Here is a 15564-nt window from a genome sequence, read left to right on the forward strand (position 1 = left end):
GCGTCCGTCACATCCTTTTTTTATAGATTCTTGCTTACTCGACACCTTTTTCATCAAAATATTTCTTAGCACCAGGATGAAGATCAATGCCAACACCCTCTAGTGCGGAATCAGCTGTAATGAACTCCCCTTTTGCATGGGTGATTTTATCAGAGTTATCAAAGATCGCTTTCGTCACTTGATACACGTAATCTTCATCAAGATCGGAACGAGCTACAAGCATCGCAAGAACGGCAACTGTTTTTACATCGCTCTCTAGGCCATAAGTTCCGCTTTTCACCGTATCTTCTGCATAGTACGGGTGCTCTTCAATCAACTTATCGATTTTATCTTGTTCGATTGGTAGGATTGTTACCTGCTTTTGTGCAGATAGTCCTTCGACTGCGCCTGTCGGTGTACCTGATGTAATAAAGGCAGCGTCAATTGTACCGTCTTGAATACCTTCTGTTGACTCATCAAATGCTAGGTGCTGCGCATCGATATCATCCATTGTGATGTCATGAGCTGCGAGCACTTGCTCCGCATTCGCGTATGTTCCACTTCCTGGTGCTCCAACCGATACTTTCTTTCCTTTTAATTCATCTACAGAGGCAATGCCGCTTTCCTCAAGCGTTACGATTTGAATTGTTTCAGGATAAAGCGTTCCAATTGCCTGGATATTGTCTACTTTTCCATCTTCAAACATCAGTTCACCGTTTGTTGCATAAGCTGCGATATCTGTTTGCGTAAACGCAACGTCTGCATCGCCATCTTGGAGAATCTGCATATTTTCAACAGAAGCACCAGAGGACTGAGCATTTGCACTTTCAATATCTGTTTCATCTTGAATAATATTCGCAAGCTCACCACCTAAAGGAAAATAAGTTCCTCCCGTACCACCAGTTAATAAACTTAGCTCTGAAGGGGATCCGTTCGCTTCTCCTTCTGAATCAGACCCTCCACAAGCACCGAGTATCATTGCCATCGATAGCACGACGACAAACAAACTCATCAACTTTTTCTTTCCCATGCCATTCTCCCCCTTCAATAATTAGAAAATTTCAAATTTACTATACCATATTGTTCCTGCAATTGGTACAGGCTGTTAAATTACAACGCCTCACACGAAATCTGTACTAATACAAAAAAATCCACGTTTCTACTTCATTCGTTTTTTTTCGACTAGAAATCTTGGTTCAAGTCCTGTCGAAAGAACACGAAATCGCATAAAAACATGGATTTCAATTTGTGGTTTTTTATCAATTTAATCAGAAATTTCCCAGTTTTGCAGTGTTGCTTGTCGAACCATCGTCTCAGGGGTAAAAATAAATGTCCATGGTACAGCTGTGTTCGCTTGCACCGTTAGCTCGTGAGTAAAACGCTTCTCCGCTATAAGCGTATTCTGTTCAAAATAAGACAGCAAACGGTCTTCGAGCTTCCAGTCATCTCTGCCATTTACGATACAGACAGAAGCGAGTAAGTCATTCCGGTGGTTGAACGCGATCCGAACCGGAATAAACTGTAACTTTCCCTCTTGTATCGGATGCTTTGCATAAATGTCCTGATACATTCTACGATCGCGCTCCGCAATCGTACGATCCCACTTTTCCTCAAAGATCAGCGTCACGTTTATCCCCCCTACTTTTGTACCTTTTCTCTTTCTCCACTAAAATTGAAAGATCATCAATCACATCATTTAAAGATAATAATTCAAAGATCACAATCATCTTTCCGGTAAAATGATGACGCGGATCAGTTGTTTCATCCCTTGTGTCATCCAGATCGTGAAACAACTGATCAAGTTTTTCAATGCTTTCCAAATGCGCTTCTGAATTCTGGACAGAAGGATTATGAAACGCTTTTGAAATCGAACGACCTGCTTCAATAATAATACGATGATCGTCTTGATCAATTGTGTTTTTCGTATCGGTAAACAACATATTGCCAAGATGGTAAAGGATCTTCTGTAAGTATTCGAGCTTTTTTAGAACAACTGAAAAATTACGCACTTCATGAATGCTGTGCCTGCGATATTTCCACTCTTCTCGCTGATATGAAATCAATTTATACGTTCGTTCAAGATCGCGACTTAATCGCTGGTAAACAAGTGTCTGTCTTTTGGCATGGGGCAGGTCAATGATAATTTGGTCTAATAAATCACCTGCATTCTTGTACAGACGCTTAACAGCCTGATTGATCATCGTATGGAATTTAGGGGGCATCACAAAATAGTTAACAGCCGTTGAAACGACAATGCCGATTAACGTCGTACTGAGTCTGCCCACAAAAGAGGTCATGTAATCGCCTGTTGTATCTGGAATCATCGCCACAGCTGTGAGCGTTGCGACGAGCATCCCGTCATCAAGCCCAAGCTTATGACAGGCGATTAGCGTGAAGGTTGCGGCTAACGCAAACGTGAAGGGCGATTGATGTAAAAAAGATTCAAACAGCATCGCAAATCCAGCGCCGATCGCCGCGGCAGGAAAGCGCACAAGTCCTTTTTTAATGGAATCAGATGCCGTCGGTTCAACTGTTACAATCGCGGTTATGACCGCAAAAAGAACAGGTAGTCCAAGCGCATCACAAATCCAGGCGGTCAGAAATGCCGCCAGTCCTGTTTTTAAAATACGTCCACCAACAAATTTAAATACTTTATGCTTAATGTCTATCATTCGTATCAGTCCGTTTCTATTCCTTCATTATAACGTACGCTCATGGTTTACACGAACCCATTTTCCACTTATGTTTAATTAAATCGGATAGAAGGAGAGCGGTTATGAATCAGTATGCTGGCATTGACTTATCAGGACCATCAAACACGAAAGATACGTCACTAGCGATTTTCGAGGGGAACGCTGCACAGCTTTCGTTTGTGCAGTTATTTGAAGGCGCTACGGATGAAAAAATCTACGAACAATTCAGAGGCAAAAAAGATGTAACGATCGGAATAGATGCGCCACTTTCCTATCAACCAGGTGGCGGCGATCGTCCATCCGACCGTGCCCTCAGACAGCGGATTTTGAAAGCCGGGATGCGAAGCGGCTCAATTATGACACCGACGATGACGCGGATGGTGTATTTAACATTAAGAGGGATTTCGCTCTCCAGAGGTCTTGAAGCGAATGCCCATATCGTTGAGGTTCATCCTGGAGCTGCGATTGGATTACGCGCGCGTTTGGAAGCCGTTCTCGCCTACAAAACAGACATTGATTCACGCTATGAGCTAAGAAACTTTCTCGAGAGCGAAGGGATGACCGGAATTCCAGAAAAAGCGCTTCAGTCCTCGCACTCTTTTGATGCCTGCCTGGCTGCGTATGCCGCCTGGAAATGGCATGAAGGAAAATCAGAGTTTCTCTATCAAGCGGAACCCCCGTTTCACCCATTTGATATGAGTTGTTAACATAAGAAGCTTTTGACATAAGAAAAAAACCCTGCGTACTAGTTACGTAGGGTCTCATCAAAGACTTTTGGAACGACGTCGCGAACGACAATATAAAATATTCCTATAAAAAATGCTGTAATTGCCATCGCAAATGAAGGAAACACATCCCACTCACGGTCCATGCCCCACCCACTGAGCATCGCTCCTGAAAACGTGCCAATCATATAGCAAAACGGAATCCACCATTTCATTTTGATTATCACCTCAGAAATGATATACCCCGTTTCGACAATTTCCGAACCTTGTTTAGAGCATTTCCTCGATATCTTCCTTTAGCTCACCCGGCTCAGTCTTAGGTTCATAGCGTTTTACAACCTCACCATTTTGATTTACGAGAAACTTCGTAAAGTTCCATGGAATATCACCGTGTTCGATCCCTGGCGCTTCCTGCGTTAAATACTTGTATAAAGGATGAGCATTTACGCCGTTCACATCGATTTTAGCGAACATTGGAAAACTGACGCCATAGTTTATTGAACAGAATTCCTCAATATCTTCCTTCGATCCAGGTTCCTGCTCGCCAAACTGGTTACAAGGAAATCCTAGAATTTCAAAAGGCTTGTCTTCAAGCGACGTATACAGCTCCTGGAGCCCTTCATATTGTGGGGTTAACCCACATTTGCTTGCCGTATTGACAATAAGAAGAACCTTTCCGCTATATTCTGAAAGCGGCATTTCTTTCCCTTGAAGTGTTTCTGCAGTGAATGAATGGACACTCATGTTACCCCTCCTAGTAATTGTCTCACCCCACTTTTATCATAGTTCTGAATAGAGTGCTAGCATTTAGCGCGCTCGTGCAATAATCCCATTATGCACCTTAATATAGCCGTGTCTAACAATATCCATCCCGTTCTCATAAGCATAGAGCCCCATCTGACGGATATCCATAAGCTCACGATACGTATGATTCATCATATCGGCCATGACGTGATAATATATACGCGACTTCATCTGGTTGCGAGGCGTCGTCATGATCACATACCCATTATCCTTCACAAACTTTCGATGCCAGTCTAGTATCGCTGGTTTATGCTCATCAGGTACATGCTCAAGCAAACCAACGCTCAACACAATATCAAACTCTTTATGAAAATCGAGGTCGCGGATATCTTTTACAAGATAGCTAATATTCATCTGATCTTTGTACCAAACTTTCGGACCGCCGGTTTGTGGATTTGTACCGAGAAAAGGATACGAATTTGGAAAATGACCAAAACGATCCGTTTTACAAAACGCATCATAATCGACCATGACAACTTCTCCACCTGGATACATCGCATGAAGCTGCATCGCCTCATATCCTTCCGCAGCGCCAAGAAAGAGAATACGAGGGTTTTTCACATCAAGCCCTTCAAAAAGAGCTCGCTTTCCTCTCGGATCCCAGATTCCATCTTCAATTCGGTGCACATAGTTCCAAAGAGACAGGCGAACCATCTCCCCTAGCCCATGCTTCACATCGCGAAGATGAAAGCCTTTGAAATTATCTTTCAGAGAAGTTTTTAACCGCTGCTGTTCAGCTGGAACATCCTGCATGAAAAGGTTATGGAACGAGCGGTTAAAGTACTCCCAAGACGTTTTGACCGGCATATCCTGCTCATGCTCCGCTTCCCAATCTTTCCGTTCTTTTGCAAGCTTCTTTACTTCAAATGGCCTTCCTACCTGTTTCCATGACAGTTCTGACCAGTCACGAACAACATTGGCATTTACAAAACGATCCAACTGTTCATTACGAGGATTTCTTAAATCAACGCGATAGGTTGGCATGAGCGCTGTGTACTCAAAGTCCTGTTCAGAAAAAGGGTGTTCGGGCGTTATTGAAGCAAGTTCCAATTGCGTCACTCCCCAGTTTTTATTTATTTTCTCACGAAAGCGCTTTCATTTCAAATATTTCGCGAATGGTCAAACGTATTTTTCTTAAGAAAAGAACCCATTCTGGTGATATAATAAGAAGATTAACAATGCAGGAGTTGGAAAATAATGAAGATTGTTGTAAGTACGTTAAATGCGAAGTTTATTCACACATGTCTCGCATTGCGTTACCTAAAAGCCTCCGCTGCCCCTGACTACGATGTACAGATGGCAGAATATACGATTAAAGATCCCATTATGAATATCGTTAGTGATCTTCACAGTATGAAAGCTGATGTGATTGGTTTTAGCTGCTACATCTGGAACATTGAGGAGACCATTCCCGTCATTGAAATGTTAAAAAAAGTGAATCCTTCCCTTACGATTGTACTTGGCGGACCAGAAGTGTCATATGATGTGTATGAGTGGCTTGATCGCATTCCACAGGCCGACTACATTGTTATGGGAGAAGGAGAAGTGACGTTTAAAGAACTTCTTCACTCTATTGAAACGGGCAGCTCTGTTGAAAATGTAAAAGGCATCGCTTATCGAAAAGATGGAGAAAACCAGATTAATCCACCAGCACCAAAGCTTAGCCTAAGCGAAATTCCATCTCCGTTTCGATTCGAAGAGGATCTTGCTGATCTCGGTCGTCGCGTCACCTATGTGGAAACGAGTCGCGGATGCCCGTACTCCTGCCAGTTCTGTTTATCTTCAATTGAAGTCGGCGTTAGATACTTTCCTGTCGAAAGAATGAAGGAAGAGCTGCGGTTCTTAATGGACAACGGCGCAAAGACGATTAAATTCGTGGATAGAACCTTTAACATTAGACGAAATTATGCAATCGATATGTTCCAATTTCTGATTGATGAGCATCGCCCTGGCTGCGTCTTCCAGTTTGAAATTACCGCTGACATTATGCGTCCTGAAGTACTCGAATTTCTCAACCGCGAAGCTCCGCCCGGTCTCTTTCGCTTTGAGATCGGAATTCAGTCAACAAATGACGCAACAAATGAACTCGTCATGCGGAAACAAAATTTTGAAAAGCTCGCTAGAACGGTGACGATGGTAAAAGATGGGGGTAAAATTGATCAGCACCTTGATTTAATCGCTGGCCTTCCCGAAGAAGATTACGCTTCGTTTCGTAAAACATTTAACGACGTCTTCTCATTTCGCCCTGAAGAGCTTCAGCTCGGCTTTTTAAAAATGTTGCGTGGCACCGGTGTACGACTGAGTGCTGAGAAACACGGCTATCTTTACATGGACAATGCCCCTTATGAAATTCTCGGTAATAACGTTCTTTCTTTTGATGACGTTATTCGCATTAAACAGGTTGAAGATGTGCTCGAAAAATACTGGAATGATCACCGAATGGATGCAACGATTGAATATCTTGTAACTGAGGTTTTTTCATCGCCATTTGATTTCTTTCAGGCATTTGGTAACTATTGGGAAGGAAAAGGCTGGTCTCGTATCGGCCATCAGCTTGAAGATCTTTTCCGACGGCTCGCTGATTTTATTAAGATGCATGCGCCTCATCACCATGAACATTTATCCACACTAATGAAAATCGATTATTTATCAAACTCAAAGCAAAAACCGCGAACCGTTTGGTGGAGCGACCGGTTAGAAAAAGAGTCAGAAGCTGCTTTATTGAAGCTTGTTAGCGAACAACCCGCTATCCTTGGCTCTTCTTACCAATCAGTAAGTCTATCAGAGCGAGAGCTTCATAAGCACACTGTCATTGAACTTTTACCTCGTTCTATAAATGGGCAAGCAGAGAAAACAATTTTACTTGTTCACTATCATCCAAAGACGAATGAACGGAACTTATTTTATGGAAAACTTCCTGCCGATTCTTCTATTGCGATGTAGGTTCACAAAGGCATTTCGATGTTTTCGAAATGTCTTTTCCATTGAGTAGATACCCCAAATAAAGGATTTTATCTGTTCAAGACGAATAGGATAACTAACCAAGCCGGAGGATAGGCCGGTAAATAATGGAGGGATAGCATGAGACTATTAGAAATGGATGCCCTGTCCCTGTCGAAGAAGATTTCCAGACGCGAAATTTCGTCGTACCATGCTGTTCGAACGTATATTGATCATTTAAATACGATTAACCCTATCCTGAATTGTCTTGTAGAAGATCGCTTTAATGAAGCGATTGAAGAAGCAAAAAAGGCCGATTATACCCTTACGACTGGAGAAGCCAAAGGCCGATTATTCGGCGTTCCAATTAGCGTCAAAGAATGTTTCCATGTCAAAAACATGGCGACAACGGGTGGCCTGAGCTATCGAGCAGGCTCACGAGAAAAGGAAGATGCTGAAGTGGTGAAACGCCTTCGGACAGAAGGGGCCATCCTATTAGGAAAAACGAATACACCTGCCCTTTGTTTTTGTCAGGAAACCGATAACAAGCACTACGGTCGAACGAATAATCCGTGGGACGTGACTAGAACCGCTGGGGGATCAAGTGGTGGAGAAGGTGCTTTAATCGCATCAGGTGGGGCCGCAGTTGGACTTGGAGCTGATATTGGCGGTTCAATTCGATTCCCGTCTCACTTTAATGGCATTGTCGGCTTTAAATCCGGCAATCGCCAGGTATCACAGGAAGGAAATTTTCCTTACATCGATAAGCCCGAGCAAGAGCGCATGCTTGGCATCGGTGCCATGAGTAAGTCCGTCCAGGATGCAAGGTTAATTAATGAGATTATTGCTTACGAACCGCCATCAGCGCGAAATCTCGATGATTTTAAGCTTGTCTATCCTGTTCCTCATCATCGCTATCCAATTAATCGAGAAACCTTTCAGTTGATTGCTAGCATCAGAGACGCATTCGATGGAGAACTTGCTGAGGAACAGGCAAATCCTCCTTTTTTTGAAGAAGCGGCTCATATGTGGCAACAAATGATGTCCGTTGACGGTGGAGCCGATATGGCTAAACTCATGTCAGACAATGAGAAAGCTAGTCCGTTCAGTGAGTTTATGAAAGAAAAGCTCTTCCGAAGTTCAGATGTCCATTCTTACCTTTCCTGGGCACTCATCGGCACAAAACTTTTTAAACCGAATCAAAAACAAATGAAACAAATTCATGCTTCACTAAAACGTGGAGATGAACTACTAGACGATTACTTGGATGACCGCATTTTAATTATGCCTGTTTATCATTCTCCAGCCCCCCTTCATGGAGAGCTATATCAAGAGCTGTTCTCTATTCGGAAAACATTCTTAAACTACATGCCATACATTGCTTATGCGAATGTATGGGGCCTTCCTTCCCTGACCATACCAATTGGAATGAGCAAGGAAGGGCTCCCGATTGGTGTACAGCTCGTAAGTCGGGTTGGTCATGAAGAGGCGCTCTTTCAGCTAGGTGAACAGATTGAGCAGCGCATCGGTGGTTATCAACGCTGTCAGAAACACGATTCTAAAAAAGAAGAGGTTGAGGCAGAACTCGTTTAAGTTGTCGGGAGGATTGACTACGAATTGTTTACGAATCAACACACAAAGCCTTATTTTGCAATTATGATCGCTATTTTATTTATTTCCACTTCCGCTGTCATCGTAAAGCTCGCTTCAGCACCAGCTTCAGTCATAGCGATGTACCGTCTTGCTTTCGCGATTCTGATCATGTTGCCACTTGTGCTACGAAATTATCGTGATTCATTTAGACAAATTAAAAAGTCAGATTGGGGGTTTGGTAGTCTTGCGGGCATCAGTCTCGCATTTCACTTTATCCTCTGGTTTGAGTCATTAAATTACACGTCTGTCGCAAGTTCGGTCGTTCTTGTTACACTGCAGCCACTGTTTGCCTTTATCGGAACGTATTTGTTCTTTAAAGAAAAACTCACCCTTCTAGCGATTGCTGGAGGGGTGACAGCTGTGGCAGGATCGATTGTTATAAGCTGGGGTGACTTTCGAATTAGTGGAATGGCCCTATGGGGAGATCTTCTTGCCCTTACTGCTTGTGCAATGGTTACCGGCTACCTTCTATTTGGACAAAACATTCGCAAGCGTTTGGACCTTATTCCCTATACGTTCATTGTTTATGGAATCGCAGCACTGACCCTTATACTCTATAACATACTATTACACTACCCTTTCTTTTCGTATCCTTCTTCAGACTGGGGATACTTTCTTTTACTCGCCATCTTCCCTACGTTGCTTGGGCATTCACTCCTGAATTGGGCAGTAAAGTGGGTAAGCGTGAACGTGATTTCAATGAGCATTCTATTTGAACCAATCGGCGCTAGTATTCTCGCGTATTTTATCCTGGGCGAGAAACTGCACACCATGCAATGGATCGGTGGCGGGATTATCATTACAGGTCTCTATCTTTTTATTAGAAGCTATAAAACCAAAAGAAAACCGAAAAAATAGCCAGGCGCCCCTCATGGGCGCGCCTGGCTATTTCGACATCATTCGAGCTAAAGCGGGCAGTGCCTGTCACTGCGCCTTTGGACACGTCTTACAGCATGCGCCGCCTTCTGAGATTTGATCATACAAGCAGCACGTGCGGCGGAAGCGGATTGGTCCGTCATCTCGCTCTACTTTTTCTGAATAATACGGCATGAACGGGTTCGCACCGCAAGTAAAACTTGTGCAGTTAAACTCTTTCAGCAGGTAATGAAAGTCTTTTTTCGCTCGACTTACCTGCTCCGCATTCCCTTCGGATGGAATGAGTGTTTCATAGACCCAAAAAAGGTAAATCGCCGCATTCTCCCAAAGAATCGCTGCGGATAGTTTCGTTGCTTTCACCATCGTTTCTACGAATGGAGCAAGGTTCTCATTAATGAGCTTATTCGCAAGCTCTGCTCTAATATCCACCCGCTCCTTTTCACTTCTCTTCAACGAATTCGGAACCGTTACCTGCATCACCGCCGCCTGCGTATTCATGGCAATCTCCAGCTCATCAGGTCCGGCAAGGATCGGTTTATCCCACATCGTAAAGGCGTATAGAATCGGCGCTAATGTCATAAACCCATATCGCTTCATGAACTGTGACCCTGCGACAATCACCGATGGAAAATGGCCTTCTGACACAAGTCGTTCAAGTAATGCTTTTAACTGTTCGGAATCCAAAAGTTGTTGAGCAGTGTGTTCCCCTTTTCCACCAAACGTAAGGCGCAGTTGCTCTAACTTCTCTTTCTCCTCTCTGCTAAATACCAGTTGCTCTTGCACGATTAACCTTCCTCCCTTTACCATGTGGCACACAAAGCGGCGTCCCAAATAGTGGATCTTCAATAATGTCACACTGAAGGCCAAATACACGTTCCACAAGATCAACATTTACAATGTCTTCAGGCTTCCCCTGGTCATAAATGCCTTTATCTTTTACTGCAATAACATGATCCGCATAGCGACACGCCAGATTTAAATCGTGTAGCACCATCAAAATTGTCCGGTTATCTTCTTTATTTAATTCAAAAAGTAAATCGAGTACTTCTACTTGATGCGCGAGATCGAGATATGTTGTCGGTTCATCTAGCAAAATAATGTCCGTATCTTGAGCAAGGGTAAGGGCAATCCACGCACGCTGACGCTGGCCTCCGGATAGTGAATCGACATCGCGCTCTGCAAAGTCTTCCATATGCGTCGCCTTAAGTGCTTTTTGCACAGCGGCTTCATCGTCTTCTGACCACTGACTGAACCAGGATTGATACGGATAACGACCCTGTTTCACGAGCTGCAGAACCGTCAGTCCTTCAGGGGCGACAGGGGATTGGGGAAGAATGGCCATTTTCCGGGCAATTTCTTTCGTTGGCTTATTTGAGATCGCCTCTCCATCCAGAACGATGCCACCTGAATGCGGCTTTAATAGACGGGCAAGACTTCGTAAAAGCGTTGATTTTCCGCAGCCATTCCCACCAATTAAAACGCTCATTTCTCCTTTTGGGATGAGTAAGTTCAGCTGATCAATGACCGTTTGTTCTCCATATCCAAGCGTTAAATCTTTCGTTTGCAGTGCGTACATGCCGCCACCTCCTTATTTGTTTCTCGAACGATACAATAAATAGATAAAATACGGTGCGCCAATCGCTGCCGTAAACACACCTGCTGGAACTTCAAGCGGTGAAAAAAGCGTGCGTCCAATTAAGTCTGCGATCATGACAAGCATGCTGCCGACAAGGGCTGAAACAGGAACAAGCACACCAAAAGAAGAGCCCACTAACTTTCTTGCAATATGAGGTGCCATTAAGCCAACAAAGCCAACGCCACCTGCGAATGCAACAGCCCCTCCTGCAAGTGCCGTACTGATTAAAAGGAGAACGATGCGGTCTTTTAAAAGCATAGCGCCTGCTCCTTTTGCCACATCGTCACCAAGCTCTTGTAAGTTCACACTTCTAGAGTAAACCATGAGCAGAATCATCAGGATGACAACCCACGGTAAGAGCGTAAGCACATCCTGTCCATTAGTTCCATGAACGCTCCCCGTAATCCAAATATTAGCATCAGATGCTCGATAAATTGGTCCAACGATCATTAATAGCGTTGTTAGTGCCTGCAGTAACGCCGTTAAGCCAATTCCAATCAGGACTAATCGAATCGGTGAAATGCCGTTTTTCCAGGATAAAATAAATACGAGAAAACCTGCTAAAACCGCTCCAGTAAAGGATGCAAGCGGCATCCACTGAATGCTGACTGTTAGCGCATTCGCCTTATCACTAAACACTGTTAAAAAGCCAATTGTCGCAAGCGCACCGCCCCAAGTGATACCGAGAATATCAGGAGAAGCAAGCGGATTTCGAATCATCCCCTGTAGGATCGCTCCTGACACGGCAAGAGCAGCTCCTGCTAAAATCGCCATGGCAATCCTCGGGAAGCGAAACTGTTTTACGACAAGCTTATTCATTTCATCACCATACCCAAACAGCGCCTTAACCACTTGGTCTGGTGTCATAAAAATCTCACCAAGACCGATACTAAGGAGCGCAGTTACGATAACCGCACCAACGAGTCCAGCGATCACCCATAATGCACGGCGATCGAGTAAAAAAGAAATAGCTTTCATTCGAAAGGAAGTGTATTTCATCATAGCTGTTTAAACTCCCTTCGAGCAATATATATAAAGAACGGTGTACCGATCACAGCTGTTAATACGCCAACAGGCGCTTCAAGCGGCAAAATAACATAACGCGCCGCAATGTCTGCAGATAGCAGTAGTATTGCGCCTAGTATCGCACTATAGGGAATGACCCAGCGGTAATCTGGGCCAGTAAAAAAGCGAGCCAGGTGCGGCACCACAATGCCGATAAATCCAATAGGCCCTGCTACGGCTACAGAACCGCCTGCAAGAAATACAATGAAAAGTGCAGCACCCGCTTTTACAAGAAGCGTACGTTGGCCTAGCCCTTTTGCGACATCTTCTCCGATGACGAGCGTATTAATTTTTGTACTGATAAGAAGTGCACCAATTAAACCGATTCCAATATACGGGAGCACCGAATAAAGCATGGCTAGACTACGTCCTTCAATAGACCCAGCAAGCCAAAAGAGAACGTCTTCAAGAGCCTTTTCATTTAAAACGAGCATACCCTGCGTTAACGAGGAAAACATCGCTGCCATCGCTGCACCAGCAAGCGTCAGCTTCATCGGCGTAAGTCCTTCTCTTCCAAGTGAGCCAAGTACATAAACGAGGATTGAGGCAAACGCCGCTCCAAGAAACGCTAACCAGCTAAACGTCGTAAGTGAGGAAACGGAAAAGAACGTAACGGCAATTACAATGACAAAACTCGCCCCTGCATTTACGCCTAGTATTGATGGTGATGCGAGAGGGTTACGTGTAATTGCCTGCATAAGCGCACCCGCAACAGCGAGACTTGCACCTACAGCGGCGCCAATTAACGCTCGCGGTACGCGATTTTCAATAATAATAATATGGGCATTGCTTCCATCAAATTGCGTAAACGCCCGCCAGGCGGTTGACCAGGTAATGCTCGTTAGTCCATATACAACGCTTGCCACCATCAACATCATGACAAGCAGTAAGCCAATCACAATCCCGAACCATTTTCTATTTACTGAATGTAATTTATGTGTCATAAAGGTTAATCCCTTTCTTCATCATCCTTTATAAGTGTAAAAAAAGAATGAAAACGTGTCAATGAATTTGAGAATCAATCTCATTTAACTATTGACTCTTGTGTGACAATTCAGTATGATTACATCGTAAATGAAAACGATTATCACTAATAAGGAGGAAATACATATGTTCAAAAAAAGTTGGCTCATCGTTTGCCTCGCAGCATTTATGATTCTAGCTGCTTGTGGAACGAACGGAAATAATGAAAATAGCAGCTCAGGTGAAAAACAGGAAGAGGAAACAACCCGAACAGTCAAGCACGCGATGGGGGAAACAGAAGTTCCACAGAATCCTGAAAAAGTTGTTATTTTAACAAATGAAGGAACGGAAGCTTTACTTGCTATGGATGTAAAACCTGTCGGTGCAGTGCAATCATGGCTCGGTGATCCGTGGTACGATCATATTTCTGACGACATGAAAGACGTTGAAGTTGTTGGAACGGAAAGTGAAGTAAACCTTGAAGCTGTTGCCGCATTAAAACCTGATCTCATTATCGGAAATAAGCTTCGTCAGGAAGACATTTATGATCAGCTTAGTGCAATCGCTCCAACGGTTTATTCCGAAACGTTAAAAGGTGACTGGCAGGAGAACTTCGAATTTTATGCCAAAGCACTAAACAAAGAAGATAAAGGCGAAGAAGTAATGAATGCCTATAGTGATCGCATTGATTCAATGAGCGAGGAGCTAGGTGATCAGCTAGACAAAAAGGTCTCCGTTGTACGTTTCCTAGCTGGCCAAACGAGAATTTACTACAAAGACTCTTTCTCAGGGGTTATTCTTGAGCAGCTCGGCTTTGCTCGTCCAGAATCTCAGCAAAAAGATGACTTTATGGCAGAAGCAACAAAAGAACGCATCCCAGAAATGGATGGCGACGTCCTTTTCTACTTCACATATGAAGCTGGAGACGGTGAAGCGAATTCCACTGCTGAAGAATGGACGAATGATCCGCTTTGGAACAATCTACAGGTTGTAAAAGACGGAAATGTTCATGAAGTAAGTGATGCGATTTGGAATACGTCTGGTGGCGTACTTTCCGCTAACTTGATGCTCGATGATATCAAAGACGTCTTTTTAGGTGAATAAATTTTAATGAAAGCTCGGCTAATGCCGGGCTTTTTTTTGATTATCCTTTCACAAAAAAGGGAATTGGATCAGGAGAAGGTTTTCTTTTCATAAGAAAGTGGCAAGAAGACAGGTTCTCATCAGGTATACTAGTAGAAAGACACATAAGGAGGGGATCAATCGATGCCAAATGTCTGGACACATATTTTATTCGGTGAAGAAGCTGCGATGGAAGCCGGCATATGGAACACGATCAAAGGTGACCTGCCTTACTTTCGACTTGGTGCTCAGGGACCTGACCCTTTCTTTTACCATAATTTCTGGCCGTGGAAAAAAAATAAGCCGGTGCAGGAAGTTGGTTCTGCTCTTCATCAAGATCATTGCGGCCCATTCCTCATGGAAATGATTGAATATGGAAAGCAAGATGATCCGATGCTGCGAGCTTATATTCTTGGCTTTGTGACGCATCATATTCTGGATCGAAACACTCACCCCTATATCCACTACCGTTCTGGCCTTGAAGGCAACAGACATCAGCAGCTTGAAATTATTATTGATACCATTTTGATGAAAGAATATAAAGATGTGGAAACTTGGAAAACCCCCGTTTATCAAGAAATCCAAATTGGAAAATCACTCTATCCTCCCATTGAGCTGATGCTTTATGAATGTATTCAATCCTTTTATCCTGAGACAGCTGAACGCATGCCAGAGGATTACATTAACCAATCTTATCGCGATATGGTGCTTGCGCTTAAACTATTATTTGACCCGCACGGCTGGAAAAATCAGCTTTTAAAGAAACAAGTCTCCTCTTTTTCCTATCGAAAACAAATCGGTGATGAAGATTATTTAAATCGAGAAGGTACGCCATGGATTCACCCCGCAGTGAAAGACGAGGAATCAACCGCAACTTTTGAAGAGCTGCTTGAGCAAGCGAAAGAAGAAGCAACGAACATCCTCCCTCTCATCCAAGACTACTGGCATAACGAAGAAAATTGTATGACGGAACTGAAGACACAAATTGGCAACCGCTCGTATGACACAGGAAAAGATAGCACCCTTCCACTTGAATTAAAACACTTCGACCCCATTTTGTAAGGGGTTTCAAGATAGAAAAAGGCTCAGAGCAGGTGGATATGCTGCT

16 protein-coding genes are annotated in these 15564 nt (G+C 43.7%); 6 read left to right on the forward strand and 10 right to left on the reverse strand.

The window, feature by feature from the left end; all coding sequences use genetic code 11:
- Positions 1 to 34: 34 nt before the first annotated feature.
- From ATG70_RS17380 to ATG70_RS17390, 3 genes are all read right to left on the reverse strand, one after another.
- Complete coding sequence (locus ATG70_RS17380; RefSeq protein ID WP_098445505.1) at positions 35 to 1009, reverse strand: TAXI family TRAP transporter solute-binding subunit; 975 nt, start codon at positions 1007 to 1009, stop codon at positions 35 to 37.
- A gap of 234 nt (positions 1010 to 1243) precedes the next feature.
- Entirely contained in the window at positions 1244 to 1606 is a 363-nt protein-coding gene (locus ATG70_RS17385) for an SLAP domain-containing protein (protein ID WP_179886316.1), read from the reverse strand.
- A complete protein-coding gene (locus ATG70_RS17390; RefSeq protein WP_098445507.1) occupies positions 1590 to 2651 on the reverse strand; it encodes an FUSC family protein in 1062 nt (353 codons plus the stop codon). Before ATG70_RS17390 ends, ATG70_RS17385 begins: the two co-directional genes overlap by 17 nt.
- A 104-nt stretch (positions 2652 to 2755) precedes the next feature.
- Between ATG70_RS17390 and ATG70_RS17395 the strand changes: the two genes are divergently transcribed.
- Positions 2756 to 3379: a DUF429 domain-containing protein gene (locus ATG70_RS17395; RefSeq protein WP_098445508.1), complete on the forward strand. Its 624-nt coding sequence runs from the start codon at positions 2756 to 2758 to the stop codon at positions 3377 to 3379.
- 38 nt (positions 3380 to 3417) lie between these two features.
- Here ATG70_RS17395 and ATG70_RS17400 read toward each other — a convergent pair whose 3' ends face one another.
- From ATG70_RS17400 to ATG70_RS17410, 3 genes are all read right to left on the reverse strand, one after another.
- Positions 3418 to 3612, reverse strand: a complete 195-nt coding sequence (locus ATG70_RS17400; RefSeq protein ID WP_098445509.1) for a hypothetical protein — start codon at positions 3610 to 3612, stop codon at positions 3418 to 3420.
- A 55-nt stretch (positions 3613 to 3667) separates the two neighbouring features.
- Complete coding sequence (locus ATG70_RS17405) at positions 3668 to 4141, reverse strand: glutathione peroxidase (RefSeq protein WP_098445510.1); 474 nt, start codon at positions 4139 to 4141, stop codon at positions 3668 to 3670.
- A 63-nt stretch (positions 4142 to 4204) separates the two neighbouring features.
- Positions 4205 to 5251 carry a class I SAM-dependent methyltransferase gene (locus ATG70_RS17410; protein ID WP_257147744.1) on the reverse strand — a complete coding sequence of 349 codons (1047 nt, stop codon included), beginning with the start codon at positions 5249 to 5251 and terminating at the stop codon, positions 4205 to 4207.
- A gap of 147 nt (positions 5252 to 5398) precedes the next feature.
- On the opposite strand from ATG70_RS17410, the gene ATG70_RS17415 reads away from it, so the two are divergent.
- The 3 genes from ATG70_RS17415 (at position 5399) to ATG70_RS17425 (ending at position 9652) form a co-directional block, all read left to right on the forward strand.
- The gene (locus ATG70_RS17415) at positions 5399 to 7144 is read left to right on the forward strand and encodes a B12-binding domain-containing radical SAM protein (RefSeq protein WP_098445511.1); all 1746 of its coding nucleotides are present in this window, start codon (positions 5399 to 5401) and stop codon (positions 7142 to 7144) included.
- A 138-nt stretch (positions 7145 to 7282) separates the two neighbouring features.
- Positions 7283 to 8734 (forward strand): amidase, encoded by a 1452-nt coding sequence (locus ATG70_RS17420; RefSeq protein WP_257147745.1) that lies wholly within the window; start codon positions 7283 to 7285, stop codon positions 8732 to 8734.
- Between the two features lie 24 nt (positions 8735 to 8758).
- Positions 8759 to 9652, forward strand: a complete 894-nt coding sequence (locus ATG70_RS17425; protein WP_257147746.1) for a DMT family transporter — start codon at positions 8759 to 8761, stop codon at positions 9650 to 9652.
- A 66-nt stretch (positions 9653 to 9718) separates the two neighbouring features.
- Here ATG70_RS17425 and fhuF read toward each other — a convergent pair whose 3' ends face one another.
- From fhuF to ATG70_RS17445, 4 genes are read right to left on the reverse strand one after another with little or no spacing between them, the layout of a single operon-like run.
- Positions 9719 to 10453, reverse strand: a complete 735-nt coding sequence (gene fhuF, locus ATG70_RS17430) for a siderophore-iron reductase FhuF (RefSeq protein WP_179886317.1) — start codon at positions 10451 to 10453, stop codon at positions 9719 to 9721.
- Positions 10431 to 11246: an ABC transporter ATP-binding protein gene (locus ATG70_RS17435; RefSeq protein ID WP_098445513.1), complete on the reverse strand. Its 816-nt coding sequence runs from the start codon at positions 11244 to 11246 to the stop codon at positions 10431 to 10433. The genes fhuF and ATG70_RS17435 overlap by 23 nt, the downstream gene beginning before the upstream one ends.
- 12 nt (positions 11247 to 11258) lie before the next feature.
- Positions 11259 to 12308, reverse strand: coding sequence for a FecCD family ABC transporter permease (locus tag ATG70_RS17440; RefSeq protein ID WP_098445514.1), 1050 nt, complete (start codon positions 12306 to 12308; stop codon positions 11259 to 11261).
- The gene (locus ATG70_RS17445; RefSeq protein WP_098445515.1) at positions 12305 to 13315 is read right to left on the reverse strand and encodes a FecCD family ABC transporter permease; all 1011 of its coding nucleotides are present in this window, start codon (positions 13313 to 13315) and stop codon (positions 12305 to 12307) included. Before ATG70_RS17445 ends, ATG70_RS17440 begins: the two co-directional genes overlap by 4 nt.
- Positions 13316 to 13481: 166 nt before the next feature.
- Between ATG70_RS17445 and ATG70_RS17450 the strand changes: the two genes are divergently transcribed.
- Positions 13482 to 14438, forward strand: coding sequence for an ABC transporter substrate-binding protein (locus ATG70_RS17450; RefSeq protein WP_098445516.1), 957 nt, complete (start codon positions 13482 to 13484; stop codon positions 14436 to 14438).
- 162 nt (positions 14439 to 14600) lie between these two features.
- Entirely contained in the window at positions 14601 to 15518 is a 918-nt protein-coding gene (locus ATG70_RS17455) for a zinc dependent phospholipase C family protein (protein ID WP_098445517.1), read from the forward strand.
- Positions 15519 to 15564: the final 46 nt, after the last annotated feature.

This window comes from Bacillus sp. es.036 (genome assembly GCF_002563635.1).
Classification (GTDB): Bacteria; Bacillota; Bacilli; order Bacillales; family Guptibacillaceae; genus Guptibacillus.

Bases quoted from the DNA above. Each gene is read 5' to 3' on its own strand.
- ATG70_RS17380 (WP_098445505.1), bottom strand. From the start codon at position 1,009: ATGGGAAAGAAAAAGTTGATGAGTTTGTTTGTCGTCGTGCTATCGATG.
- ATG70_RS17390 (WP_098445507.1), bottom strand. From the start codon at position 2,651: ATGATAGACATTAAGCATAAAGTATTTAAATTTGTTGGTGGACGTATT.
- ATG70_RS17395 (WP_098445508.1), top strand. From the start codon at position 2,756: ATGAATCAGTATGCTGGCATTGACTTATCAGGACCATCAAACACGAAA.
- ATG70_RS17400 (WP_098445509.1), bottom strand. From the start codon at position 3,612: ATGAAATGGTGGATTCCGTTTTGCTATATGATTGGCACGTTTTCAGGA.
- ATG70_RS17405 (WP_098445510.1), bottom strand. From the start codon at position 4,141: ATGAGTGTCCATTCATTCACTGCAGAAACACTTCAAGGGAAAGAAATG.
- ATG70_RS17415 (WP_098445511.1), top strand. From the start codon at position 5,399: ATGAAGATTGTTGTAAGTACGTTAAATGCGAAGTTTATTCACACATGT.
- ATG70_RS17420 (WP_257147745.1), top strand. From the start codon at position 7,283: ATGAGACTATTAGAAATGGATGCCCTGTCCCTGTCGAAGAAGATTTCC.
- ATG70_RS17435 (WP_098445513.1), bottom strand. From the start codon at position 11,246: ATGTACGCACTGCAAACGAAAGATTTAACGCTTGGATATGGAGAACAA.
- ATG70_RS17440 (WP_098445514.1), bottom strand. From the start codon at position 12,308: ATGATGAAATACACTTCCTTTCGAATGAAAGCTATTTCTTTTTTACTC.
- ATG70_RS17445 (WP_098445515.1), bottom strand. From the start codon at position 13,315: ATGACACATAAATTACATTCAGTAAATAGAAAATGGTTCGGGATTGTG.
- ATG70_RS17450 (WP_098445516.1), top strand. From the start codon at position 13,482: ATGTTCAAAAAAAGTTGGCTCATCGTTTGCCTCGCAGCATTTATGATT.
- ATG70_RS17455 (WP_098445517.1), top strand. From the start codon at position 14,601: ATGCCAAATGTCTGGACACATATTTTATTCGGTGAAGAAGCTGCGATG.